Raw genomic sequence first — 25,186 nt, forward strand, 5'->3', positions numbered from 1 at the left:
CGGCACGGCGCTCGGCCGGACCTGACGAACAAGGGGACGGACACGCGACGGCGGCCCTTGCCGCGCGGGCCCGCAACACGCTGCCGACAGCGCCCGCGCGCGTGTTAGAGTGCCGTGTGATCCGCGCGCGCCGTTGCCAGCGTGGCGCGGCGTTGCTTGTTGATCGCGGCCCGGTCAGGTCGCGGCGTCTTTGCTAAAATTCAAACCATGTCAAAGCCTTCCGATCGCATCAATCTCACCAACCAGTTCCTGATCGCCATGCCGAACATGGCCGATCCGACGTTCTCGGGAACGGTGGTCTATCTTTGCGATCACAGCGAGCGCGGTGCGCTCGGCCTCGTCATCAATCGTCCGACCGACATCGATCTCGAATCGCTGTTCAACCGCATCGACCTGAAGCTCGACATCGAGCCGCTGCTGCACATTCCGGTGTACTTCGGCGGTCCGGTCCAGACCGAGCGCGGCTTCGTGCTGCACGAGCCGGTCGAGGGCGCGAGCTACAACTCGTCGATGTCCGTCGACGGCGGGCTCGAGATGACGACGTCGAAGGACGTGCTCGAGGCGGTCGCAACGGGCACCGGCCCGAAGCGCTTCCTGCTCACGCTCGGCCATGCAGGCTGGGGCGCCGGGCAGCTCGAGGAAGAAATTGCCCGCAACGGCTGGCTGACCGTCGCCGCCGATCCGCGCATCGTGTTCGACACGCCGGCCGAAGAGCGCTTCGAAGCCGCGCTCGGCCTGCTCGGCGTCAGTTCGTCGATGCTGTCCGGCGAGGCAGGGCACGCATGAGTGGCGCGAGCGCGCGCGATGCGACGCTCCTGGCGTTCGACTACGGCGAAAAACGGATCGGCGTCGCGATCGGCAACGCGCTGACGCGCTCGGCCCGTGCGCTCGTCGTGATCCAGAACCTGAACCGCGAGCACCGCTTCAAGGCGGTCGGCGACCTGCTGGCCGAATGGCGGCCGGATGCGCTCGTCGTGGGCCTGCCGATGCATCCGGACGGCACGCCGCACGACATGACGCAGCAGGCGAAGCGTTTCGGCAACCAGCTGAACGGCCGCTTCGGGCTGCCCGTCACGTGGGTCGACGAGCGCTATTCGTCGGTCGAGGCGGAAGCCGGGCTGCGCGAGCGCAACGTGCGCGGCCGCGCTCGCACCGACATGCTCGATGCCGAAGCCGCGCGCGTCATTCTTCAACAGTATCTCGATCAATTGTCCGACCATGAGCACCATTGACGCCGAGGCGCTTTACCGCGTCCTGCTCGACCAGATCCGCGCCGCGTACGGCACGGCGTTCGCCGAACCGGGCGGCCCGCGGCTCGCCGGCATTTACAGCGGCGGTGCGTGGCTCGCCGAGCGCCTCGCGCGCGATCTCGGCGCACCGGCGTTCGGCGTCGTCAACGTCGCGCTGCATCGCGACGACTACGCGAAGAAGGGGCTGCACAGCCAGGCCAGCCCGACGTCGCTGCCGTTCGAGATCGACGGCGCGCGCATCGTGCTCGTCGACGACGTGCTGTACACCGGGCGCACCGTGCGCGCGGCGCTCAACGAGCTGTTCGACTACGGCCGTCCGGCCGCGGTCGAGCTCGCGGTGCTCGCCGATCGCGGCGGCCGCGAGCTGCCGGTCGCCGCGCGCTTCGCGGGCGGCACGCTCGACGTGCCGGCCGACGCGACGCTCGTGCTCGCGCGCGACGAGGCGCGGTTCACGCTGCGTCTCGAGGCCCAGAGCGAGTCGCACGGCGCCTGAACGACACGCGAACCGTATCCCGGGCCGCTGGTTTGCACCGCGGCCCGTTTGCATAGTTGGAATCACGCACACCATGACCACCGACACCACTGGCCGCACCGGCAATCCCGCGGCGGCCGCGAGCCCCGACCGGTTTCGCTACGGTTTCCTGAAGGGCAACCCGCAGCTCACGAAAAACGGCGAGCTGAAGCACCTGCTGTCGATCGAGGGCCTGCCGCGCTCGATCGTCAATCACATCCTCGATACCGCCGAGCAGTTCGTCAGCGTGACGGACCGTGAAGTGAAGAAGGTGCCGCTGCTGCGCGGCAAGTCCGTGTTCAACCTGTTCTTCGAGAACTCGACGCGCACCCGCACGACCTTCGAGATTGCCGCGACGCGCCTGTCGGCCGACGTGCTGAACCTGAACATCAATGCGTCGTCGACGAGCAAGGGCGAATCGCTGCTCGACACGATCAACAACCTGTCGGCGATGCATGCCGACCTGTTCGTCGTGCGCCACGCGTCGAGCGGCGCGCCGTACCTGATCGCCGAGCACTGCGCGCCGCACGTGCACGTGATCAACGCCGGCGACGGCCGTCATGCGCACCCGACGCAGGGCCTGCTCGACATGTACACGATCCGTCACTACAAGCGCGACTTCACGAAGCTGCGCGTGGCGATCGTCGGCGACATCCTGCATTCGCGCGTCGCGCGCTCCGACATCCACGCGCTCACCACGCTCGGCGTGCCGGAAGTGCGTGCGATCGGCCCGCGCACGCTGCTGCCGGGCGGTCTCGAGCAGATGGGCGTGAAGGTGTTTCACAACCTCGACGAGGGGCTGAAGGGCGTCGACGTGATCATCATGCTGCGTCTGCAGAACGAACGGATGAGCGGCGCGCTGCTGCCGTCCGCGCAGGAGTACTTCAAGACGTGGGGCCTGACGCCCGAGCGCCTCGCGCTCGCCGCGCCCGACGCGATCGTGATGCATCCGGGGCCGATGAACCGCGGCGTCGAGATCGATTCGCAGGTCGCCGACGGTCCGCAATCGGTGATCCTCAACCAGGTCACGTTCGGCATCGCCGTGCGGATGGCGGTGATGGGCATTGTCGCCGGCAACAGCGACTGAGCCCGCTTCCGAGCCTCCTCGTTCAGGCATTCAACGCAATCAACGCATTCACAGACAGCGCATGAAGATTCATATCAAAGGCGGCACGTTGATCGACCCGGTCGCCGGCACCGAAGGGCAGGCCGACGTATTCGTCGCGGACGGCAAGATCGCCGCGCTAGGCAGCGCGCCCGCCGGTTTCAACGCGGACCAGACGATCGACGCGTCGGGCCTGATCGTCGCGCCCGGCCTCGTCGACCTGTGCGCGCGGCTGCGCGAGCCGGGCTACGAACACAAGGCGACGCTCGCGTCCGAGATGGCCGCGGCCGTCGCGGGCGGCGTCACGACCCTCGTGTGCCCGCCGGACACCGATCCCGTGCTCGACGAGCCGGGCCTCGTCGAAATGCTCAAGTTCCGCGCACGCAATCTGCACCAGGCCAACGTGCATCCCCTTGGCGCGCTGACGGTCGGCCTCAAGGGCGAGGTGATCACCGAGATGGTCGCGCTGACCGAATCCGGCTGCGTCGGCTTCACGCACGCCAACGTGCCGGTGCGCGACACGCAGGTGCTGCTGCGCGCGCTGCAGTACGCGAGCACCTATGGCTACACGACGTGGCTGCGTCCGCTCGACGCGTTCATCGGCCGCGGCGGCGTGGCCGCGAGCGGCGCGCTCGCGTCGCGGCTTGGGCTGTCCGGCGTGCCGGTCGCGGCCGAGACGATCGCACTCCACACGATTTTCGAACTGATGCGCGTGACGGGCGCACGCGTGCACCTCGCGCGGCTGTCGTCGGCGGCCGGGCTCGCGCTCGTGCGTGAAGCGAAGGCCGAGGGGCTGCCCGTGACCTGCGACGTCGGCGTGAACCACGTCCACCTGATCGACGTCGACATCGGCTACTTCGATTCGCAGTTCCGGCTCGATCCGCCGCTGCGCAGCGAGCGCGATCGCGAAGCGATTCGCGTGGCGCTCGCCGACGGCACGATCGACGCGATCTGCTCGGATCACACGCCGGTCGACGACGACGAGAAGCTGCTGCCGTTCGGTGAAGCGACGCCGGGCGCGACGGGGCTCGAACTGCTGCTGTCGCTGACGCTGAAGTGGGCGGACGAGACGCGCACGCCGCTCGCGCAGGCGCTGCGCCGCATCACGTCCGCGCCGGCGGACGTGCTGCAACTGCCGGCGGGGCGCCTCGCCGAAGGCGGCGCGGCCGACCTGTGCGTGTTCGATCCGCGCGCGCACTGGCGCGTCGAGCCGCGTGCGCTGAAGAGCCAGGGCCACAACTCGCCGTTCCTCGGCTACGAACTGCCGGCCACCGTGCGTACCACGCTCGTGGCCGGACGGGTCGCGTTCGAGCGCCACTGAACCACGCGGAACCTTCGCCATGATCGCCTTTCGCAAGCTGCGTCTCGCCTTTCACCTGTTGCGCGGCATGGTGATCGTCGCGCTGCGTTTTTCGCACGTCACGCCCGCGCGCCGCGCCGAGCTGATACGCCGCTGGTCGCTCAAGCTGCTGCGGATCTGCGGGATGCGCCTCGTCGTCCACAACGACGGCGCGCGGCTCGACGCGAGCGCGCTCGTCGTGGGCAACCACGTGTCGTGGCTCGACATCTATGCGGTCAACGCGTGGCGGCCGACGCCGTTCGTGTCGAAGGCCGAGGTGCGGCAATGGCCGGTCGTCGGCTGGCTCGCCGAGAAGCTCGACACCGTGTTCCTGCAGCGCGAGAAGCGTACCGAGGCGATGCGGATCATGCACGAGATGGCCGAGCGCCTGCGCACCGGCGGGCTGATGTGCGTGTTTCCGGAAGGGACGACGTCCGACGGCCAGGATCTGCTGCCGTTCCATGCGAACCTGTTCCAGGCCGCGGTATCGGCCGGCTGCGCGGTGCAGCCGATCTGCCTGATGTACGAGGACGCGCACGGGCGGCAGTCGGTCGCGCCGGCCTACACGGGCGACCTGTCGCTCGGCACGTCGCTCGACATGGTGTTGCGCGGCGGCCCGCTCGTCGCGCATCTGTACGTGTGCGAACCGATCGCGCCGGGCGGTGACCGGCGGGCGACGTCCGCGGCGGCGCGCGACGCGATCGCGGCCGCACTGGCGACGCTGCAGGAGAAAGTCGGCAAGCCGACGGCCGAGTCGCTCGCCGAGCTGCAGAAGCATGCGTATCCGGCGACCGAGCTCGGCGCCGGTGCGGCGGACGACGCGGCAGCCGATGCACCGGTGCCGGGGCGCGAGGGCTGACGTGCGGCCGGCCGGGGCGGGCGAATCAGGGTGCCGTCATTCGCCGCCCGGCGAACGGCACGCTTCGCACTGCACCTGCGTGACCGTGCGCTGCGCCGGGTCGGCCGCGAGCCGCACGGCCGACAACTGATTTCCCCATACGCAACCTGAATCGAGCGCGACGAGGTTGTCGCGCAACATCAGGCCGAGCGCGGCCCAGTGCCCGAACACGACCGTCACGTCCTCGGTGCGGCGCCCCGGCACGTCGAACCACGGCAGGTAGCCGGGCGGCGCGCTGTCGGGGCCGCCGTTCGCCTTGAATTCCATCGCGCCGTCGGGCGTACAGAAGCGCAGGCGCGTGAACGCGTTGAATGCGACGCGCATCCGGTCGCGTTTTTTCAGGTTCGGCGTCCATTGATTCGGCTCGTTGCCGTACAGGCCTTGCAGCGTGTCGCGCCAATCGGGGGCACGCAGCGCGCGCTGCAGTTCGTCCGCGAGTTCGAGCGCGAGCGTGGCGTCCCATTGCGGCAACACGCCGGCGTGTACGAGCAACTTTCCGTCTTCGACATGCACGAACGGGCGATGGCGGACCCAGTCGAGCAGCGCGTCGGCGTCGGGCGCGTCGAGGATCTCGCCGATCGTGTCGCCCGGGCGCTCGGTGCGCAGCCCGGCGGAGACCGCGAGCAGATGGAGATCGTGATTGCCGAGCACGACGGTCGCGCGCGGGCCGAGATCGACGACCGCGCGCAGCGCGGCGAGGGAGCCGGGGCCGCGGTTGACGACGTCGCCGGCGATCCAGAGGGGCGTGTCGACGGAGGGCGAGAGCTTGTCGAGCAGCGACTGGAAAGCGGAATGACAGCCTTGGATGTCGCCGATGGCGATGGGGGGGAGGGTCATGGGGCGGCGAATTTTGCGAGTATCGACAATGTGGGAAAAATTATCCAGTCAATGGACCGCGGCGCAATTTATGTTCCGCGACAGTGTGTTGATTTGGCAAGAAATTTCATGCCTGGAAAGGGTTCGAAGCGCTGTATCAAGTTGTTAGCGGCATGGCTTTTGCAGGGGGCGGCTCCCTATAATTGTCGCTTTCCCCAACAAAATTAGCATTTCATGACTTTGGAGGCCATGTCGACCGGTTAAAATTCCCGGTTGGACGTGGCAATCACAAGCTACTAGCATTTGCGAATCTGAGGTGGCCGGCGCCTGATGGCGTCCGCCGCACACTATTTGAGGAAGCCTCATGATCCTGGTTACGGGCGGCGCGGGTTTTATCGGTGCCAATTTTGTACTCGACTGGCTGCGCGCATCCGACGAAGCCGTGCTCAACGTTGACAAGCTGACGTACGCAGGGAACCTGCGCACGCTCCAGTCGCTGGATGGAAACCCGAAGCACGTGTTTGCGCGCGTCGACATCTGCGACCGTGACGCACTCGACGCGCTCTTGGCCGAGCACAAGCCCCGCGCGGTGCTGCACTTCGCCGCGGAAAGCCACGTCGATCGCTCGATCCACGGTCCCGCGGACTTCGTGCAGACCAACGTCGTCGGCACGTTCACGCTGCTCGAGGCCACCCGCCAGTACTGGAACGGCCTGAACGACGCCGACAAGGCCGCGTTTCGCTTCCTGCACGTGTCGACCGACGAGGTGTTCGGTTCGCTGTCGGCCACCGATCCGCAATTCTCCGAGACGACGCCGTACGCGCCGAACAGCCCGTATTCCGCGACGAAGGCGGGCTCCGACCACCTGGTGCGCGCGTATCACCATACGTATGGTCTGCCGGTACTGACGACGAACTGTTCGAACAACTACGGCCCGTACCAGTTCCCTGAAAAGCTGATTCCGCTGATGATCGCGAACGCGCTCGCGGGCAAGCCGCTGCCGGTGTATGGCGACGGCCAGAACGTGCGCGACTGGCTGTACGTCGGCGACCACTGCAGCGCGATCCGCGAAGTGCTCGCGCGTGGCGTGCCCGGCGAGACGTACAACGTCGGCGGCTGGAACGAGAAGAAGAACCTCGAAGTCGTGCATACGCTGTGCGACCTGCTCGACAAGGCGCGCCCGAAAGCGACAGGTTCGTACCGTGACCAGATTACCTATGTGACCGACCGGCCCGGCCACGATCGCCGCTACGCGATCGATGCGCGCAAGCTCGAACGCGAACTCGGCTGGAAGCCTGCGGAAACGTTCGAGACCGGCCTGGCAAAGACGGTCGACTGGTATCTCGACAACCAGGTGTGGGCCGATGAGGTCGCATCGGGCGAGTACCGCAAGTGGGTCGAGACGAACTACGCGAAGCGCACTTGAGGAGAGAAGCGATGGCACGTAAGGGCATCATTCTCGCCGGCGGTTCCGGCACCCGGCTGTATCCGATCACGCACGTCGTCTCGAAGCAACTGCTGCCGGTGTACGACAAGCCGATGATCTACTATCCGCTGTCGACGTTGATGGTCGCGGGCATTCGCGACGTGTTGATCATCTCGACGCCGCAGGACACGCCGCGCTTCGAGTCGATGCTCGGCGACGGCAGCCAGTGGGGGATGAACATCCAGTACGCGGTGCAGCCGTCGCCCGACGGTCTCGCGCAGGCGTTCATCATCGGCAAGGAGTTCGTCGGCAACGATCCGTCGGCGCTGATCCTCGGCGACAACATCTTCTACGGTCACGACCTCGCGAAGCAGCTCGAGCGCGCGCATGCGCAGGAAACGGGCGCGACCGTGTTCGCGTATCACGTGCACGACCCGGAACGTTACGGCGTCGTCGAATTCGACAAGTCGTTCCGCGCGCTGTCGATCGAGGAGAAGCCCGTGAAGCCGCGTTCGAACTACGCGGTGACGGGCCTGTATTTCTACGACAACCAGGTGTGCGACATCGCGGCCGACATCAAGCCGTCGTCGCGCGGCGAGCTCGAAATTACCGACGTCAACTCGCGCTATCTCGACAGCGGCGCGCTGAACGTCGAGATCATGGGGCGTGGCTACGCTTGGCTCGATACCGGCACGCACGATTCGCTGATCGAGGCGGCCAGTTTCATCGCGACGCTGCAGAAGCGGCAAGGTCTCGTGGTCGCCTGTCCGGAAGAGATCGCGTATCGCCGCAACTGGATCGACGCGGAACAAGTGCTGAAGCTCGCCCAGCCGCTCGCGAAGAACGCATACGGTCAGTACCTGAAGAACATTCTTACGGATCAAGTCGCATGGCCATCCAAGTAACGGCAACGGCGCTGCCCGAAGTCAAGATCATCGAGCCGAAGGTGTTCGGCGACGCGCGCGGGTTCTTCTACGAAAGCTTCAACGGGAAGGAATTCGCCGAGCAGGTCGCACCCGGCGTCGAATTCGTGCAGGACAACCATTCGCGCTCGTCGAAGGGCGTGCTGCGCGGCCTGCACTATCAGATCCAGCACGCGCAGGGCAAGCTCGTTCGCGTGGTCGAGGGCGAAGTGTTCGACGTCGCCGTCGACATTCGCAAGGATTCGCCCAACTTCGGCAAGTGGGTGGGTGTGGTGCTGTCGAACGACAACCACCGGCAGCTGTGGGTGCCGCCCGGCTTCGCGCATGGGTTCGTCGTGCTGTCGGAGGCCGCGCAGTTCCTTTACAAGACGACCGACTACTGGTTCCCCGAACACGAGCGCAGCATCGTATGGAACGACCCGGAGATCGGGATCGAGTGGCCGATCGATTTCGAGCCGCTGCTGGCGGCGAAGGATGCGGCCGGCAAGCGTTTGAGCGAAGCCGAAGTTTATGCGTGAGGTAGGTGTGACTCCTGAGCCGACGATCCTTGTGACGGGTGTGAATGGCCAGGTCGGGTTCGAACTGCTGCGCTCGCTGCAAGGGCTCGGCCGCGTAGTCGCATGCGACCGCTCGATGCTCGACCTGTCCGACCTCGATCGGGTGCGCAGCGTCGTACGCGAGCTGAAGCCGTCGATCATCGTGAACCCGGCCGCGTACACGGCCGTCGACAAGGCCGAGACGGACGTCGACGCCGCGCGCCGGCTGAATGCCGAAGTCCCGCGTGCTTTCGCAGAGGAGGCGGCGCGCCTCGGTGCAGCGCTGGTTCATTACTCGACCGACTATGTGTTCGACGGCACCAAAGAGGGTGCCTATGTCGAAACGGACGCGACCAACCCGCAGAACGTCTACGGGCTGACCAAGCTGGAGGGCGAGCAGGCCATCGCGGCGACAGGTTGCACACACTTGATCCTGCGGACGAGCTGGGTGTACGGCCGCCGCGGCAAGAACTTCCTGCTGACGATGCTGAAGCTCGGGAGCGAGCGTCCTGAACTGCGTGTCGTCGCGGATCAGGTTGGCGCGCCGACATGGTCGAAGACGATCGCCACCGCGACCGCGCACATCGTCGCGCAGGCATTGGCGGCCGATGACGCGGACTGGTGGGCGCAGCGTTCCGGCGTCTATCACTTCACGTCCGCGGGCGCCACGTCGTGGCACGGGTTTGCCGAAGCAATCTTCGCCCAGGCGATGGGCGAGCGTGCGCCGAGGGTGTTGCCGATTCCGGCGAGCGACTACCCGGTTCCCGCCAAGCGCCCGTCCAATTCGCGACTGTCGCACGACAAGCTGACCGAAGCATTCGGATTGCGGTTGCCGGACTGGGCCGATGCGTTGACGCTGTGCCTGAGTGAGTAACTTGAATCAGAATTCCGCGGTTCAGGAGCAGGCCGGTGTCGTGATCGTGTTCTACCGACCGGATAGCGGTTGCGTAGCCCGTGCGAACCGGCTCGCCAAAGTATGGCCATGCGTGGTGGTGGACAACACGGAGAGCATCAGTGCGCCGGAAGCGCTCGGGCTCGACGCGCGTATCGACTATGTCGCGAACGGCGCCAATCTTGGCATCGCGACGGCGCTCAACCAGGGCATCGAACGGCTGGCCGCGGCGAACTGTACGTCGGTATTGCTGTTCGATCAGGATAGCGAGCCGTCAGACGAATTGCTGGTCGAACTGCCTCGGACAATGGCGGCCGAGCGCATGCGTAATCGTCGCGTGGCGCTCGTCGGCCCCGCGTACGAGGATGCGCGATTGGGCGGCGTCGCGCCGTTCGTCCGCTTCGGGTACGTGAAGCTGCGCCGGGTTCAGCCGGACGGTGTGCAACCGGTCGAGGTCGACTTTCTGATTACGTCGGGATCGTGCGTGAATCTCGCTGTATGGCGTGACATCGGCCCGATGGACGATTCGCTGTTCATCGACTTCGTCGATCTCGAATGGTGTGTCCGCGCGCGCTCGAAGGGGTATTCGGTGCTCGGCGCGCCGGCATTGCGGTTGAAGCATGAACTGGGTGGCGAGCCGGTGAAGGTGTTCGGGCGGAGCTACCCGGGGCACAGCGCGGTTCGGCACTACTATCTGTTCCGCAACGCGATCGCGCTGATCCGGCGTTCCTACGTACCCTGGAGCTGGAAGTCGACCGAACTGGTCAAGATGCCGGTCCGGCTTGCGATCTACGCGTTGTTCATGCAGCCTCGAATGGCGCACCTGCGACTTTCGCTTCTTGGAATCTGGCACGGACTGTCCGGGCGCTCGGGGGAGCTGTAATCCATCGATTACGGCAGGTTCCAGGATTTGTCGTCTAACTACTTATTGTTGAAGAATCGCATGCTCACTGTCGCAATTGCAGACCTTAAACAAAGCATCGTGTCCTGGCGGTTATGGACGCTGCTAGGCTGGCTGGAAATCCGGCAGCGCTATGCGCGCTCGCGGGTCGGCCCGTTCTGGCTGACGATCAGCATGGGCGTCATGATCGGGTCGTTGGGCGTCGTCTACGGTACGCTTTTCGGTCAAGACATGCACGCGTATCTGCCGTTCCTGGCAGCGAGTCTTGTGATGTGGGGGCTGCTTTCGCAAACGATTCAGGACGGTAGCGTCGCCTATATCAACAGCGCGTCATACATCAGGCAAATGGCAACACCAAAGCTGATCTACATGCTGCAGGTGGTGTGGCGAAACCTGATTGTGATGACTCACAACGCCGTGATCATCGTCGTGCTCCTCGCGGTGTTCGGCGTGAAAAGCTGGGAAACTCTGCCATTGTTCATCCCCGGCCTGCTGCTGTACATCCTGAACATTCTCTGGATTGCGATGACGGTGGGTTTGCTGTCCGCACGCTTTCGCGATCTTCCCCAGATCATTTCGGCATTGCTGCAGGTGGCGTTCTACGTGACGCCGATTATCTTTCGTCCCAACGCATTGAACCGCTATACCTTCATCGTCGAGTGGAATCCGCTTGCCTATCTGATCGATGTCGTACGTGGCCCGCTGATCGGGCAGGCGCCGAGTGCGCTGACATGGGGAGTCACGGCCGGTATGGCCGCGGCAGGCTGGATTGTCGCGTTGTGGCTGACCGGTCGTTATGTGAAACGTATCCCGTACTGGGTTTGAGGAGCACCGTGGCCTATATCGATTTGAAGAACGTGACGCTCGATTTGCCGATCTATGACGTGCAGGGACGCTCGCTGAAGAAGCAGGTCATGCGCATGGGACGACGCAATCGCATTGCCGAGGGCAGTGATGGCGTGATCGTCGTGCGCGCGCTTGACGACGTCAACGTTCGCTTCGAGCGTGGCGATCGCATTGGACTGATCGGGCACAACGGCGCGGGAAAGTCGACGTTGTTGCGTGTGATGGCGGGCATTTACCCGCCGACAGCCGGTACCGTGTCGCGCAGCGGCAAGGCCGTACCGTTGCTGGATATCAGCCTCGGCATGGATGAAAATTCCACCGGTATGCAGAATATTCGTCTGAGGGGTTTGCTACTCGGGATGTCCGACGCCGAAATCCGCAAGAAACAACAGGATATCGCTGAGTTCTGTGAACTCGGAGACTATCTTGATTTGCCGATTCGTACCTATTCGAGCGGCATGCGGGTTCGCCTTGCATTCGCCGTGTCCACCGCAGTCGATGCGGAAATCCTGTTGCTCGACGAAGTGATGGGCGTGGGCGACGCATCGTTCATGCACAAGGCGGAGGCGCGCTTGGCAGATCTGCATAGTCGTGCCGAGATTGTCGTCCTGGCCATGCATTCCAACAGCGAAATCCGCAAGGTCTGCAACAAGGCGCTGTGGATGGAGCGAGGCAGGATTCGCGCATTCGGCCCGGCCGATGAGGTCGTGTCGCAGTACGAGGCGGCAGTAGCCTGAGTCTCGCCGTTATCCAGATGACATTATCAAAAGTCAGTTCGCTCGTAGGCCGGATCACCGGAGGCAGGAATCTTGGCGCCCTGTTGCGGCAGGGCTATGCCGTCTATCGGCGTGAAGGTTGGGGCGGCGTCAGACGCAAGCTGACGTGGATGATGGCCGGAGCACCTGGGGCGATCGATCCTGAGGATTACGCGAACTGGATAAGTCGACACGATCGGATCGACGACGCAATGCGCGAGGCAATCGCGCGTCGCATCAGCGAGCTTGCAAAAGCGCCGCTGATTTCGGTCGTGATGCCGGTCTACAATCCGCGTCCGGAATGGCTGGCGGAAGCGATTGAATCGGTGCGGAGCCAGCTCTATCCTCATTGGGAACTGTGCATCGCCGACGATCGCTCGCCGAACCCGGCGATTCGTCCGCTACTCGAGCGTTATGCCGCATTGGACTCGCGGATCAAGGTGGTATTCCGCGAAACGAACGGCCATATTTCCGCTGCGTCGAACAGCGCGCTCGGTCTGGTAACTGGGGAGTGGGTTGCCTTGCTGGATCACGACGATCTTTTGCCGGAGCATGCGCTGTACTGCGTGGCGGATACGATCGAGCGAAATCCGTCAATTCGTCTGATTTATTCGGATGAGGACAAGATCGACGAGGGCGGCAAACGCAGGGATCCGTATTTCAAATGCCAGTGGAACCCCGAGCTGTTCCATTCGCACAATATGTTCAGCCACCTCGGGGTCTACGAGAAAGCACTGCTGGACGAGGTCGGCGGGTTTCGCATCGGCTATGAAGGGTCGCAGGACTACGATCTCGCACTGCGTTGCATCGAGCGCGTCGACGCGAGCGCCATTCGTCATATTCCTCGTGTGCTGTATCACTGGCGTATTCATTCGACCAGCACGTCAAGCGGCGTTGAAGCCAAGCCCTATGCGGCGGTGGTTGGCGAAAAGTCCATCAACGAGCATTTCGGTCGGCTGAAGGCTGCAGCGCATGCCGAATACATCGGATATGGCTATCGCGTTCGGCATGCACTGCCGGCCCAACTGCCGCTCATTACGCTGATTATTCCGACCCGGAATGCAGTGCACCTGATGCGTCAATGCATCGGTAGCATTCTCGCGCGTACGATTTACGAAAATTACGAGATCCTGATCGTTGACAACGGCTCGGATGACGCGGAAGCACTGCTTTATTTGGAGTCTCTCGTTCAGGATCCTAGAATTCGGGTCTTGAGGGACGATCGACCGTTCAATTACTCGGCGCTGAACAACGCTGCGGTAGCGGCTGCCAACGGCGAGTTTGTTTGTTTGCTCAACAACGACGTCGAAGTCATTTCTCCTGACTGGTTGTCCGACATGGTCGGCCTGGCGCTGCAGCCCGGAGTGGGGGCAGTCGGTGCAAAATTGCTGTATCCGAACGACACCGTGCAGCATGCAGGTCTTGTGTTGGGAATCCTGGGCGTCGCTGGCAATGCGCATAAGCACGTTCCGCGGACGACGCGTGGGTACTTCGGGCGTGCCGGTCTCGTCAGCGCATTCTCTGCGGTGACGGCTGCATGCATGCTGGTGCGCACGTCTATCTACCGGGAAGTCGAGGGGCTGGACGAAAAAAATCTGGCCGTGGCCTACAACGATGTCGATTTCTGCTTGCGCGTCCGCGAGGCGGGCTACCGGAACGTATGGACGCCATTTGCCGAGCTGTATCACCACGAGTCAGCGACACGCGGCCCGGAAACCGATCCATCCAACCAACTGCGATTCCAGCGTGAAACCGCGTACATGATGGGGCGTTGGGGCCAGATGTTGCTGGACGATCCGTGTTACAGCCCGAACCTTACCCTCGATCGTGAGGATTTCAGTCTCGCGTGGCCCCCCAGAGTGGCACCGCTTGCTTAGGTGTCTTGCGAAAACTGATGGCAGTGGTGCACGAAGTGAACTGTCGAACAGATCATTGAGGAAGCACCGGAGAGAATGGAGTTGACGTGAACATCTATCCTGTCGTTTTGTGCGGAGGGAGCGGCACCCGCTTGTGGCCCATGTCGCGCGGCGGATATCCGAAGCAGTACTTGCGGCTGACGGGGAAGCACACACTCGTCCAGCAAACGGTACGCCGACTGGCCGGCATGGCGGACGTGGCCGAGCCGATTGTCGTCGCAAACCAGGATCAGCGCTTTCTGGTCGCCGACCAGTTGCAGGGCATCGGTGTCAAACCGCAGGCTATCGTTCTGGAGCCGATGAAGCGCAATACGGCGCCGGCGGTTGCGGCCGCCGCGCTGATCGCTATCGAGCGCTCGCCGGATGCATTGCTGATGGTCTTGCCGTCGGACCACGTCATTCTTGACACTGCCGTGTTTTCGGAGCTCGCATCGTCGGCAGCCGATATCGCGCGAGGAGGGTATCTCGTGACTTTCGGAATCGAGCCGACTAGCCCTCATACCGGCTACGGTTATATCCGCAGTGGCGCTGCGCTGGACGAAATCGGTCGAGCGTACCGCGTCGACGGATTCACGGAGAAGCCCGATGCCGAAACGGCGGGGCGCTTCCTGGACCAAGGCGGGTATTACTGGAACAGCGGCATGTTCATGCTCAAGGCGTCGGCCTATCTGGAAGATCTGGCCCGCTATACCCCGGCGGTACTGGAAAATATCGAGCAAGCGGTTGCGCAGGCCCGGCGGGATGAGGACTTCATACGTTTGGACGCGCAAGCGTTTGCCCCGTGTCCCGATATCTCCATCGATTATGCCGTGATGGAAAAGACGAGCCGCGCGGCGATGGTTGTTGCATCGGGCATGGGCTGGAGCGATATCGGCTCGTGGTCTGCGCTCGCCGACATCACCGAGAAAGACACCGACGGCAATGCATTGTCGGGCGATGTGATGGCAGAAGACGTGACGGGCAGCTATATCCGGGCGGACCATCGGATGGTTGCCGCCATCGGGCTGAAGGACACGATCGTCGTTGAAACGGCGGACGCGGTACTCGTTGCTCATCGGAGCCAGACCGAGCGCGTGAAGACGATTGTCGAGCGCTTGAATGCGTCGGGCCGGCACGAATCCGTGACGCATCGCAAGGTTGTGCGTCCATGGGGTACTTACGAAAGCATCGATCACGGCGAGCGATTCCAGGTGAAACGAATCATCGTGAACCCCGGATCGTCCCTTAGTCTGCAGATGCATCATCATCGCGCCGAGCACTGGATTGTCGTACGCGGCACGGCGCGAGTGATGAACGACGGGCGCGAGTTGCTGTTGACGGAAAATCAGTCGACCTATATTCCGCTCGGTGCGAAGCATCGGCTGGAGAACCCGGGCAAGATCCCGCTTGAACTGATCGAGGTTCAATCGGGCGCCTATTTGAGCGAGGATGACATCGTGCGCTTTGAGGACAACTACGGACGTGACGTCAAGCCGATATAAGCGCGCGTGCTGCGTCGTGAGAGCTGCTTAGCGCGGCCTGACGGAGCTGGATAAGAAATGCGTTGTAGCGGTTTGCGTCGGATTCGCCTGAACACAGGATCGATTGCTGGCGGGGGGGGGCACAGTCATCCGACTACGAAGGAATCAAGTGGAAAATACAACTGGTCAATATTTGCTTCCCGAAATTATCGAGGCCTTGGGCATCGACGGGGAGCTGTTCTGGGAGCCCCGCCGGCTTGTTTCTCCGGGTGCATGGGCGGGGCACATCGCAACCGCATTCTGGCTCGTGAAAGCGGTACAGCCACGGGTGCTGGTGGAGTTGGGCACTCACAGCGGCAATTCCTATTCGGCGTTCTGTCAGGCAGTATCTCAGTACGGGTTATCGACGCGCTGCTTTGCCGTCGATACGTGGCAGGGAGACGAGCATGCCGGCCAGTACGACGAGGATGTATTCGAGAGCATCTCCAGGTTCAACGACCTTCACTACGCGGGGTTCTCGAAGCTCCTCAGAATGACGTTCGACGAGGCGAGGGCATACTTTCCGACTCGTCCGCAAGGAGAGATCGATCTGCTCCATATCGACGGCTTGCATACCTACGAGGCGGTTAAGCACGATTTCGATACATGGTTCGACGCTCTCTCGGATCAAGCAGTTGTCCTGTTTCACGATATCAACGTGCGCGAGCGAGGGTTCGGAGTCTGGCAGCTTTGGCAGGAACTGTCGGCCAAGTACCCGTCGTTCGAGTTCGACAACTCCGAGGGGCTTGGCGTGCTTTGTATTGGGGCCGAGAGTGCACCGTTAATTGCCAAACTGATGGCGCTCGGTGACGATCCGACAGCTGCATCGACGATTCGGGCAATGTTCGCGGCGCGCGGCGAGGCATTTCGCCGTCATGTTCAGGCAGTTGATCTCGACAGGCATGCCAATAACCTGAGTGGCGAGATCGTGCGGCTCTCGCATGAAGCGCAGTCTGCCAAGGCCGGATTCGATGAGCGTATCGGCGCACTTGCGTCGGAGCTGGCACAGGAGCGGGCGGTTCGACAGACGCTTGAATCAGGCGCCAAGGATGCAGTTGCCGCTCAAGAGGCCCTCCGTCAACGCATCGTTGTGCTTGAGGCAGATCTGGCGCGGGCACGGGAAGAGCAATCGATCCACGCGGCAAGCAAGGCAGAGTGCGCGCGTCTCTCTTCCGAAGTCGAGCGGCTGGAAGTGAAACTTTCCCAGCAACGCAGCGAGTATGAAGAACAGCTGCACAGATTGATGGAGAGCGAGCTTCGCGAACGCGATCAGATCGTTCAATCGTTTCGGAACTCCACATCCTGGCGAGTGACGGCACCGATGCGTGCCGTGATTACGCGGCTTCGCGGCTCGGGAGCGGTGAAGCCGCTGGCGCTTTCAGCCGCCGGTGCGTCCGGTCCCGGTGGATCGTTGACGACGGCCCCGGGGTCTTCCAACGCCGCTCTGGGAACCGATGCGAAAGCGGCGATGCGCGCCGGATTCAAGGTTCGTTTCGACGCGTTCCTGACCTCGAGCGGAATGCTGCGATTCAAACGGCATGCCGAGCCCGACGTCAGCATTTTGCTGATCTTCTATAACAGCGTCGAGTTGAGCTATGCATGTTTGGCATCGATTGCCGAAGTGCTGAGCGATAGCGCGATCAAGGCGGAAGTTATCATCCTTGACAATGCATCGACCGATGCAACGTCCCGACTGCTCGACCGTATCGAAGGTGCAACAATCATCCGCAGCAAGGAGAACTTGCACTTCCTGAAAGGCACGAACCAGGCGGCGAAGGAGGCGCGCGGCAAGTATTTGCTGTTCCTCAACAACGATGCACTTCTAATGGCGGGCTCGCTGGAGGCAGCGATTGCGCTTTGCGAGGCGGAAGGCGATATCGGTGCTGTCGGAGGACGCATCATCCTGCCCGACGGATTACTTCAGGAGGCTGGATCCGTAGTCTGGCAAAACGGTGCATGCACGGGCTATGGCCGAGGTGCCGCACCTGATGGTGCGGAATACATGTTCCGCCGCGATGTCGACTATTGCTCCGGGGCGTTCCTGTTGACCCCGCGCCAATTGTTCGAAAGCCTGAATGCGTTCGACGAACGCTATGCGCCTGCCTACTACGAGGAAACAGACTATTGCCTGCGATTGTGGGAGTCAGGGCACCGCGTCGTGTTCGATCCAGACGTCGTGATCATGCATTACGAATTCGGCAGTGCATCGACCAGTGCCCAGGCTTTACAACTGCAACAACGAAACCACGCGATATTCCGCGAGCGGCACGCGGGCTGGCTCCGGGGGCAGCAGGAGGCGGCACCGGACAAGATTCTGTGGGCACGTGCAGCTCGCAGCAACCGGAAGAAACTTCTCTTTATCGAGGACCGTGTCCCGCATGAAAGCCTGGGATCGGGGTACCCGCGCGCGCTGGAACTTCTGTGCGCGCTGGAAAAGGCGGGAGCAGACATCACGCTTTTCCCGATGTTCCGCCACGACGAGAGCTGGCCAGCCATCCGACGCACGGTTCCGGCTTCAGTGGAGGTAATGCGTGACCATTCCGCGCGCGAGCTTCCGCGATTTCTTAAGGAGCGGGCAGGCTACTACGACGCAATCGTGGTTTGCCGTCCGCACAATATGGAAGCGTTTCTCGGGGCAACCAACGGCGGCAAGTCACCGTGGGTGAGCGACACGGCTATCATTTACGACGCAGAATCGTTGTTCTCGTCGCGAGTACTGCTGGAGCGAAAGTTGTCCGGCGAGACCGTGTCGTCAGACGAAGCACGCAAGATGATTGCAGACGAAATTGCGTTGACCCGTCCGGCCAAGGCGATCATTTCCGTGTCCGAAGCCGAGAAGCGTCAATTCGAATCGCATGGCGTGGGACCCGTCTACGTGCTCGGCCATGCGGTCGAGCCGACGCCGACGCCGCGTGCGTTCGCGCAACGTTCCGATTTCCTGTTCGTCGGTGGGATTCACGACGACAAATCGCCCAATGCCGATTCGCTGCGCTGGTTCGTCACGCAAATCTGGCCGAGGATTCTCGAGAAACTTGGTGCCGATCTTAAGCTCCACGTCGTCGGCTACAACCGGGCAGCCAGTGTTTTCGCATTGAAGGATCGATCGGTACACCTAGTCGGCCGAGTCGATGAACTCGAGCCATGGTACGACGCTGCACGAGTCGTCATTGCCCCGACTCGAATCGCCGCAGGCATCCCGCTAAAGGCGCATAGTGCCGCATCGTATGGTGTTCCAATGGTGACCACCCGATTGATTGCCGAACAACTCGGGTGGGAGTCCGGTGTGCACCTGCTAGCCGAGGATGATGCCGATGCATATGCCGACGCATGTGTGCGCTTGTATAGCGACGAGGTGTTGTGGAACGCCGTACGGGCGAACGCGCTTGAGCGTGTCGCAGTCGATTGTTCAACGCTGCGATTCGATCAGACGGTAAGCGACCTGTTTGTGCAAATTCCCGGCGGCGATAGTCTGTCCCGCAACTCGTCAACTCAAAAATGACTCATATGATCGAGCCGACGCTCAACCCCGCGAATGATTTGACGCCTGACGGGCCGTGGTGGGTTGCCACCGGGGCGGATCCTTATTTTCTGCTTGATTTCGGTAATGCTCGAATCTCGGCAGGGTGGAACCTTGTCACGCTTGAGGTCGAACTCGAGAGCGGGGTTCTTGCGCCGACGTTCTATTTCAATGCCGGAGCCGGTTTTTCACAGGAGCTTGCGCAGGCGCTGCCCGCAGCGTCGTTGTCGTCTCAGGGTGCGATGGTCGTATTCCCGGCGAATGTACAGGCGATTCGCCTGGATCCGATGAGTTGCCCCGGACGTTTCAGGATCAAGCGGCTCTCGATTCAACCCATGTCAAGGCTTTCGCTGGCGTGGCGTCGCATGAAGCCGGTGATCCGTGTGCTGCGCGATAAGCCCGCGTTGGTTTTCCCGTATGCCGTGCAAGCCATGCGGCTAGTCAAGGCGCGTGGCGTCGTTGGCGCGCTGCGGCATGCCCTCAGGGATCGCACGATCGATACCTTGGCGGGCCAGTCAGGCAACGAGTATGGTGATTGGGTGGCACGCTACGATACGTTGTCGCAGAATGACGTATCCGGGATCGCTGCTCATATCCAGCACCTGGCGTATCGTCCGCTCATTTCCGTACTGGTTCCGCTCTACAACACGCCCGAACCGTTCCTGATCCGATGTATCGAGTCGGTCCGCGAGCAACTCTACGATCACTGGGAGCTGTGCCTCGTCGACGATGCGTCGCCGCAACCGCACGTGCAGCGGATTTGCGAACGATATGCAGCGCAGGATTCAAGAATCCGATATATGCGGCGCGAGACGAACGGACATATTGCCGAAGCCACCAATTCGGCGTTGTCGCTTGCGACAGGCGAGTTCAGCGCGCTGCTCGATCATGATGACGAGCTAGCCGCGCATGCCTTGTATATGGTCGTGGTGGAACTGAACAAGCAGCCCGATCTCGACATGCTCTACTCGGATGAAGACAAGATCGACGAGCAGGGCAAGCGCTACGAGCCGTGGTTCAAGTCGGACTGGAACTACGATCTGATGCTGTCGCAGAACGCGGTGGTGCATCTGGCGGTATACCGCACGTCGATACTGCGGGAGATCGGCGGTTTCCGGAGTGCGTTCAACGGTAGCCAGGATTACGACGTGACACTTCGCTTCAGCGAGCAAACGACGCCGGAGCGCATCAGGCATATTCCGTTCATTCTTTACCACTGGCGGGCAATCAGTGGTTCTGTCGCGCTTGCCACGACCGAGAAGCTGTATCCGTATGAGGCCGCGGAGCGTGCGATTCGCGAGCATCTTGAGCGAACCGGCCGGAGTGCGACGGTGAAACGTCAGCCGCATCTCGGCTACTACCAGGTTACGTGGCCGGTTCCTGCACCTGAGCCGAAGGTCGCGATCATCATTCCGACGAAGGACAAGGTAGAACTGCTGCGTGTTGCCGTCGACTCGATTCTCGAAAAAACGACCTACGAGAACTATGAAATCGTCATCGTGAACAATCGCAGCGTCGAAGCGAGCACGATGGAGTATTTCGCGCAGGTGCAGCAATCGCCGAAGGTGCGTTTGCTCGACTACGACAAGCCGTACAGTTTTGCCGCGCTGAATAATTGGGCCGTGACCCAGACGGATGCGCCGTTGGTCGCCTTCGTGAACAACGACATTGAAGTGATCGAACCGAACTGGTTGCGGGAAATGGTCGGGCACGCGTTGCGCCCCGAAGTCGGCTCCGTTGGTGCCAAGCTGCTTTATCCGAACGGGACGATCCAACACAGTGGCGTGGTCGTGGGTATCGGCGGCCTTGCGGGGCATCCGCATGTCGGAGAGCCAGGCGAAACGTTCGGCTATTTCGGTCGTGCAGCGTGCACTCAGCGGTACTCGGCAGTAACGGCCGCGTGCGTGGTGATGCGTCGCGAAGTCTTTCTCGAAGTCTCGGGTTTTGACGAGGTCAATTTCGCGGTGGCGTTCAATGACGTGGATCTTGGCATGCGTCTGGGACAGGCGGGTTACGCGAATGTATGGACGCCGCGTGCATTGCTTTTCCATCACGAATCGGCGAGCCTCGGACTGCCGACAAACGAAGATCGCCGTCGGCAGTTCCTTGAGGAATGCGACAATTTTCGCAGAATCTGGGCGGATGTCATCAGGAACGATCCGTTCTATAACCCGAATCTGACCATAAGCGGTGGCGATTTTCGTCCCAATTTCCCGCCGCGCGTGCGCAAGCCGTGGGTCGAGCAGAAGGATCTGAGCGAGGATATGGCGGCGTAGTGCCATGCGTGATGGCTGCTTGTTTCGCGGGGCTTTCCGGTCAGAGGATGCGTGCAATGTTGCACTATCGGCGCAACGGGCATGGGCGGAGATATGGCGGCCCGCATTCACTAGAAAGGAATGCGAGGCCTGACGTGTCAGGCGAGTTGTATCTTTGCCCGGTCAGGCTCTCTTCAGCAAGCGTTTGACCGCACGCAGTGGTGATGTTATCCGCCAGCTTTTCGACGTCAAGATTTCGATCTGTGATCTACGTAAATCATCGAGTTCTGCGCTGGCGGTCGTCATTTTCGATTCCGTGTCGGCGAGCGCCGCATGGGTCAAGCGCAGTTGCGCCGCGAGTTCTTCCTGTCTGTTAAACGCATCGTCACGCTCGCTGTGGGCGCTTTGCAGTGCTTGGGACCATGCTTGCTGCTGCTGCTCCAATGCGTGAATTGTTTCGTTAAGCGAAGCAATTGTTGCATGCAATGTGTCGGTTGCGCGCTGGTGATCGTGAAGTGCAGCGTCGCTTGCTTTCTCGGACGCTTGTGCCTGGTGGAACTGCCGATCGAGCTGCCATTCATATCTTAAAAGTGGCGAGATGTCGTCAAGATAAGTGCGCGCGTCTCTGGCGGCAGAGGACAGCAACGTGTTGTCGGCCGGAAGTCTGCATCGTACCGATTCATCGAGTGCGGCGAAAAGCGCCTTGACCTGGCGAGGCGCGGAGTGAAGCAGATTGAGGTCTTCCGCAGCAAATCTGGTGTGCCTGAGGTCGCCGTCGATGAATTCACGGGCGAATGTTGCAGCCTCGGACTCGATTAGCTGCAATCCCAGTTCGGATGAGATTCTCGTCAATTCCGCTTGGGGTGCATCCAGCAGCGCATCATAACTCATGAGTGTCCGCGTGCTGCCGAAGCTCATCTCGAGTGCGGAAAGAGTGTGAGCGAGCCAAAGGATGTGCGATTTTTCTTCGGCAAATTGGTCGCGCTCCAGGAGCGAGCGTGCAACGCTGATTGGATTGCGAATGGCAATGACGTATACGACGCGGATTTGCAAGCCAGCGAGGACGGGTTGCCAGAACCAAGACAGGCGGGCAATGCGCGGATCCTTGAGCGCAAAAGTCTTGCCACCGCATTTTGCGCGAATCATGGCCGCGGCTTTGACACGGAGCTCGTCGAGTCGGTGCATATCGATCGCGTTCGAGTCGATCGGTGCCATGGTGTCCCAGTCGAAGCCGGCGGCGTGCATGACATCGATGTTGATCTGGTTGACGTCGATATCTTCGAAAAATCCCTTGTCGTTGTTTCCCGCTGCCGCAGGCATGAGTCTCGAGCCGAGATTGGCGCCGAGCGTTTCCATCGCGCGCGTGAGAACGCTTGTTCCGCTACGGTGCATGCCCAAGACCACGATCAAGGTCGGAGTCACGGACGAGGAGTTGAGCATAGAGTGAAACGGACCTATCTATTGAGGGGGGCGTTGCGTTGTCGCTTCCGTAACTGGTGCCGTGGTTCGATGTCGGCAAGGCTGTGCTCAGGCGGCTCTGATGAGCTCCGCGCGGGCATTCCAGGCACAGTTGCACGGTATCCAATGGCTGGCATGTTGAGCCGTGGGTACATTCTAAGCAGACACGGAATGCAGGTACGACTTGAGTACGGTAATTTCAGGGCAAGCCGTTACCATGTGTTACCTGCGAGCAGCATTGACTCGTCGAAGGCCGAATCGTTCCGGCTGGTCAAAACTGCCTAGCTTAGTGTACGGAGAGGGCATAGTATGCGGTCGAGGTGCCGGCTTGTCGTAGTCGAAGCGGCGCTTAAAATGGGGACTGATTTAATGATTGCTGCCGGGCACGCAGGCGTTAAAATATCGGGTCGACCCCGCATTTCAAACGAAAAGCGGGCTTGTACGATTCAGTAACCGTATGAGTGCGTGATTTCATGCATCGGCAGTTGTCCAACCAGCGCTTCGTCATGTAGGCGCGCAGTCGAACCACGGATGAATGTAATAAGCGTGCCCCCCAGCGATGTCGATGGTTTGTCAATCTCCATCGTCGTTTATCACCCCGATACCGTTCAATTTGAGCAGACGCTGGCCAGTCTGGTCGCGGCGCGTGACCGCCTGCGTACGGCTTCGCTCGAATGCCCGGTCGATCTGTTTCTGGTCGATAACGGTGGGCTGGGAGACGTGTCTGCATTGATCGATGATCTCGATACGAAAGGTATTACCACCCGGATTCTGTCGGGCCACGGCAACGTTGGCTACGGACGGGGGCACAATCTCGCGATCGAATCGTCGACACGCCCGTTTCACCTGATCTTGAATCCTGACATCGATCTCGACGCAGACGCGCTCGTTGCCGCCCGTGCGTTTCTCGGTTCGCGTCCCGACGTCGGCGCGCTCACACCATGGATCGGCGACGACACAGGCGGGCAGCAGTATCTCTGCCGCCGTTACCCGGCGGTGCTCGATCTGCTCGTGCGCGGCTTCCTGCCGGCGCGGTTTCGGGCAGCTTTTGCGAAGCGCCTCGCCCGCTACGAAATGCGCGACGTCATCAACGACCGCGAGGTCGTCTGGGATCCCCCCATCGTCAGCGGCTGCTTCATGTTGTTCCGCACCGAAGTCCTGAAGAAACTCGGCGGCTTCGATCCACGCTATTTCCTGTACTTCGAGGACTACGACCTGAGCCTGCGCACGCACGAGATCGCCCGCGTCGCGTATGTTCCGTCGGTGCGCGTCATCCATCACGGTGGTGGGGCGTCGCGCAAGGGCTTCGCGCACATCCGCATGTTCGCCGCGTCGGCCTTCAAGTTCTACAACCGCTTTGGCTGGAGGCTCTGGTGAGTCACCTCGTCGTCACCGGCGCGAACGGCTTCGTCGGCCGCGCGGTCTGTCGTCGTGCGCTGGATGCCGGACATACGGTTACCGCGTTGGTGCGGCGTCCGGGCGGTTGCATCGAGGGCGTGCGCGAATGGGTGCACGACACCGCCGATTTCGCGGGTCTGGATGAAGCGTGGCCAACCGACCTGACCGCCGATTGCGTGATCCATCTCGCCGCGCGCGTGCACGTGATGCGCGACGAGTCCCCCGATCCCGACGCCGCGTTCGATGCCACCAACGTCGCCGGCACGCTGCGTCTCGCCGATGCCGCGCGCCATCACGGCGTGCGCCGCATCGTGTTCGCGAGCAGCATCAAGGCGGTCGGAGAGGGCGACGGCGGAGTACCGCTGTCGGAAACGTTCGAACCCCACCCGCAGGATGCATACGGCCGTTCGAAGTTGCGGGCGGAACGGCAGCTCGCGCAGTTCGGCGCGTCGGCGGGGCTCGATGTCGTCGTCGTTCGTCCGCCGCTCGTCTATGGCCCTGCCGTCCGTGCCAACTTCCTGCGAATGATGGACGCGGTCGCGCGCGGGATGCCGTTGCCGCTCGGCGCGGTTTCGGCGCGCCGCAGCATCGTCTACGTCGACAATCTCGCCGACGCGCTGCTGCGTTGCGCAATCGACCCGCGAGCGGCCGGCGAATGCTTCCATGTCGCCGACGACGACGCCCCGACGGTCGCGGGCCTGCTGCGCCTCGTCGGCGACGCGCTCGGCAAGCCGGCGAGGCTGATCGCGGTGCCGCCGGCGCTGTTGCGTGTGCTCGGAAAGCTGACCGGTCGCAGTGCGGCTATCGACCGCCTGACGGGCAGTCTGCAACTCGATACCGGTCGGATCAGGCGTGTGCTCGACTGGCAGCCGCCCTATACGACCCGCCAGGGCCTCGAAGCGACCGCCGCATGGTATCGTTCGCGCGATACACGAAAATAAAAGC

General features: G+C 62.1%; 21 protein-coding genes. 19 read left to right on the top strand and 2 right to left on the bottom strand.

Annotation, left to right across the window (positions count from 1 at the left end):
- Positions 1-207: 207 nt before the first annotated feature.
- The 6 genes from H3O04_RS15660 (at position 208) to H3O04_RS15685 (ending at position 5,064) form a co-directional block, all read left to right on the top strand.
- Complete coding sequence (locus H3O04_RS15660; RefSeq protein WP_011544736.1) at positions 208-786, top strand: YqgE/AlgH family protein; 579 nt, start codon at positions 208-210, stop codon at positions 784-786.
- Positions 783-1,232 (top strand): Holliday junction resolvase RuvX, encoded by a 450-nt coding sequence (gene ruvX, locus H3O04_RS15665; protein ID WP_006476737.1) that lies wholly within the window; start codon positions 783-785, stop codon positions 1,230-1,232. The genes H3O04_RS15660 and ruvX overlap by 4 nt, the downstream gene beginning before the upstream one ends.
- Positions 1,219-1,743, top strand: a complete 525-nt coding sequence (gene pyrR, locus H3O04_RS15670; RefSeq protein WP_125380786.1) for a bifunctional pyr operon transcriptional regulator/uracil phosphoribosyltransferase PyrR — start codon at positions 1,219-1,221, stop codon at positions 1,741-1,743. Before ruvX ends, pyrR begins: the two co-directional genes overlap by 14 nt.
- 73 nt (positions 1,744-1,816) lie before the next feature.
- Positions 1,817-2,848 (top strand): aspartate carbamoyltransferase catalytic subunit, encoded by a 1,032-nt coding sequence (locus tag H3O04_RS15675; protein ID WP_006476735.1) that lies wholly within the window; start codon positions 1,817-1,819, stop codon positions 2,846-2,848.
- Positions 2,849-2,909: 61 nt separating this feature from the next.
- Positions 2,910-4,187: a dihydroorotase gene (locus H3O04_RS15680; RefSeq protein WP_006476734.1), complete on the top strand. Its 1,278-nt coding sequence runs from the start codon at positions 2,910-2,912 to the stop codon at positions 4,185-4,187.
- A gap of 19 nt (positions 4,188-4,206) precedes the next feature.
- The gene (locus H3O04_RS15685) at positions 4,207-5,064 is read left to right on the top strand and encodes a lysophospholipid acyltransferase family protein (protein WP_077179297.1); all 858 of its coding nucleotides are present in this window, start codon (positions 4,207-4,209) and stop codon (positions 5,062-5,064) included.
- 36 nt (positions 5,065-5,100) lie between these two features.
- On the opposite strand, the gene H3O04_RS15690 is transcribed toward H3O04_RS15685, so the two are convergent.
- Complete coding sequence (locus H3O04_RS15690) at positions 5,101-5,940, bottom strand: symmetrical bis(5'-nucleosyl)-tetraphosphatase (protein WP_077179296.1); 840 nt, start codon at positions 5,938-5,940, stop codon at positions 5,101-5,103.
- Positions 5,941-6,283: 343 nt separating this feature from the next.
- On the opposite strand from H3O04_RS15690, the gene rfbB reads away from it, so the two are divergent.
- From rfbB to H3O04_RS15745, 11 genes are all read left to right on the top strand, one after another.
- Positions 6,284-7,345 (top strand): dTDP-glucose 4,6-dehydratase, encoded by a 1,062-nt coding sequence (gene rfbB / locus H3O04_RS15695; protein WP_077179295.1) that lies wholly within the window; start codon positions 6,284-6,286, stop codon positions 7,343-7,345.
- Between the two features lie 11 nt (positions 7,346-7,356).
- Positions 7,357-8,250 (top strand): glucose-1-phosphate thymidylyltransferase RfbA, encoded by an 894-nt coding sequence (gene rfbA / locus H3O04_RS15700; protein ID WP_202588016.1) that lies wholly within the window; start codon positions 7,357-7,359, stop codon positions 8,248-8,250.
- The gene (gene rfbC, locus H3O04_RS15705) at positions 8,235-8,786 is read left to right on the top strand and encodes a dTDP-4-dehydrorhamnose 3,5-epimerase (protein WP_011544743.1); all 552 of its coding nucleotides are present in this window, start codon (positions 8,235-8,237) and stop codon (positions 8,784-8,786) included. The genes rfbA and rfbC overlap by 16 nt, the downstream gene beginning before the upstream one ends.
- Positions 8,779-9,678 (top strand): dTDP-4-dehydrorhamnose reductase, encoded by a 900-nt coding sequence (gene rfbD, locus H3O04_RS15710; RefSeq protein WP_077179293.1) that lies wholly within the window; start codon positions 8,779-8,781, stop codon positions 9,676-9,678. Before rfbC ends, rfbD begins: the two co-directional genes overlap by 8 nt.
- 40 nt (positions 9,679-9,718) lie before the next feature.
- On the top strand, positions 9,719-10,579 hold the full coding sequence (locus H3O04_RS15715) for a glycosyltransferase family 2 protein (RefSeq protein ID WP_334029323.1): 861 nt from the start codon (positions 9,719-9,721) through the stop codon (positions 10,577-10,579).
- A 60-nt stretch (positions 10,580-10,639) separates the two neighbouring features.
- Positions 10,640-11,422, top strand: a complete 783-nt coding sequence (locus H3O04_RS15720) for an ABC transporter permease (protein ID WP_012328032.1) — start codon at positions 10,640-10,642, stop codon at positions 11,420-11,422.
- 8 nt (positions 11,423-11,430) lie between these two features.
- Positions 11,431-12,180: an ABC transporter ATP-binding protein gene (locus tag H3O04_RS15725; protein ID WP_012328033.1), complete on the top strand. Its 750-nt coding sequence runs from the start codon at positions 11,431-11,433 to the stop codon at positions 12,178-12,180.
- 17 nt (positions 12,181-12,197) lie between these two features.
- Entirely contained in the window at positions 12,198-14,075 is a 1,878-nt protein-coding gene (locus H3O04_RS15730) for a glycosyltransferase family 2 protein (RefSeq protein WP_202588018.1), read from the top strand.
- Between the two features lie 86 nt (positions 14,076-14,161).
- The gene (locus tag H3O04_RS15735) at positions 14,162-15,595 is read left to right on the top strand and encodes a mannose-1-phosphate guanylyltransferase/mannose-6-phosphate isomerase (RefSeq protein WP_202588019.1); all 1,434 of its coding nucleotides are present in this window, start codon (positions 14,162-14,164) and stop codon (positions 15,593-15,595) included.
- 148 nt (positions 15,596-15,743) lie between these two features.
- Positions 15,744-19,112: a class I SAM-dependent methyltransferase gene (locus tag H3O04_RS15740; protein ID WP_202588020.1), complete on the top strand. Its 3,369-nt coding sequence runs from the start codon at positions 15,744-15,746 to the stop codon at positions 19,110-19,112.
- Between the two features lie 5 nt (positions 19,113-19,117).
- Positions 19,118-21,406, top strand: a complete 2,289-nt coding sequence (locus H3O04_RS15745) for a glycosyltransferase family 2 protein (RefSeq protein ID WP_202588021.1) — start codon at positions 19,118-19,120, stop codon at positions 21,404-21,406.
- A gap of 162 nt (positions 21,407-21,568) precedes the next feature.
- Here H3O04_RS15745 and H3O04_RS15750 read toward each other — a convergent pair whose 3' ends face one another.
- Complete coding sequence (locus tag H3O04_RS15750) at positions 21,569-22,741, bottom strand: sulfotransferase family protein (RefSeq protein WP_202588022.1); 1,173 nt, start codon at positions 22,739-22,741, stop codon at positions 21,569-21,571.
- Positions 22,742-23,374: 633 nt separating this feature from the next.
- Here H3O04_RS15750 and H3O04_RS15755 point away from each other — a divergent pair.
- Positions 23,375-24,220, top strand: coding sequence for a glycosyltransferase (locus H3O04_RS15755; RefSeq protein WP_202588023.1), 846 nt, complete (start codon positions 23,375-23,377; stop codon positions 24,218-24,220).
- Entirely contained in the window at positions 24,217-25,182 is a 966-nt protein-coding gene (locus H3O04_RS15760; RefSeq protein ID WP_202588024.1) for a UDP-glucose 4-epimerase family protein, read from the top strand. The genes H3O04_RS15755 and H3O04_RS15760 overlap by 4 nt, the downstream gene beginning before the upstream one ends.
- Positions 25,183-25,186 lie beyond the last annotated feature (4 nt).

Source organism: Burkholderia sp. KCJ3K979 (assembly GCF_016759955.1).
Classification (GTDB): domain Bacteria; phylum Pseudomonadota; class Gammaproteobacteria; order Burkholderiales; family Burkholderiaceae; genus Burkholderia; species Burkholderia orbicola.

Excerpts from the sequence above, each read along its gene's own strand:
- H3O04_RS15690 (WP_077179296.1), bottom strand. The coding sequence starts at position 5,940 with ATGACCCTCCCCCCCATCGCCATCGGCGACATCCAAGGCTGTCATTCC.
- H3O04_RS15660 (WP_011544736.1), top strand. The coding sequence starts at position 208 with ATGTCAAAGCCTTCCGATCGCATCAATCTCACCAACCAGTTCCTGATC.
- H3O04_RS15745 (WP_202588021.1), top strand. The coding sequence starts at position 19,118 with ATGATCGAGCCGACGCTCAACCCCGCGAATGATTTGACGCCTGACGGG.
- rfbD (WP_077179293.1), top strand. The coding sequence starts at position 8,779 with ATGCGTGAGGTAGGTGTGACTCCTGAGCCGACGATCCTTGTGACGGGT.
- H3O04_RS15750 (WP_202588022.1), bottom strand. The coding sequence starts at position 22,741 with ATGGAAACGCTCGGCGCCAATCTCGGCTCGAGACTCATGCCTGCGGCA.
- H3O04_RS15675 (WP_006476735.1), top strand. The coding sequence starts at position 1,817 with ATGACCACCGACACCACTGGCCGCACCGGCAATCCCGCGGCGGCCGCG.
- rfbC (WP_011544743.1), top strand. The coding sequence starts at position 8,235 with ATGGCCATCCAAGTAACGGCAACGGCGCTGCCCGAAGTCAAGATCATC.
- rfbA (WP_202588016.1), top strand. The coding sequence starts at position 7,357 with ATGGCACGTAAGGGCATCATTCTCGCCGGCGGTTCCGGCACCCGGCTG.
- H3O04_RS15685 (WP_077179297.1), top strand. The coding sequence starts at position 4,207 with ATGATCGCCTTTCGCAAGCTGCGTCTCGCCTTTCACCTGTTGCGCGGC.
- H3O04_RS15730 (WP_202588018.1), top strand. The coding sequence starts at position 12,198 with ATGACATTATCAAAAGTCAGTTCGCTCGTAGGCCGGATCACCGGAGGC.
- ruvX (WP_006476737.1), top strand. The coding sequence starts at position 783 with ATGAGTGGCGCGAGCGCGCGCGATGCGACGCTCCTGGCGTTCGACTAC.
- rfbB (WP_077179295.1), top strand. The coding sequence starts at position 6,284 with ATGATCCTGGTTACGGGCGGCGCGGGTTTTATCGGTGCCAATTTTGTA.
- pyrR (WP_125380786.1), top strand. The coding sequence starts at position 1,219 with ATGAGCACCATTGACGCCGAGGCGCTTTACCGCGTCCTGCTCGACCAG.
- H3O04_RS15720 (WP_012328032.1), top strand. The coding sequence starts at position 10,640 with ATGCTCACTGTCGCAATTGCAGACCTTAAACAAAGCATCGTGTCCTGG.
- H3O04_RS15755 (WP_202588023.1), top strand. The coding sequence starts at position 23,375 with ATGAATGTAATAAGCGTGCCCCCCAGCGATGTCGATGGTTTGTCAATC.
- H3O04_RS15680 (WP_006476734.1), top strand. The coding sequence starts at position 2,910 with ATGAAGATTCATATCAAAGGCGGCACGTTGATCGACCCGGTCGCCGGC.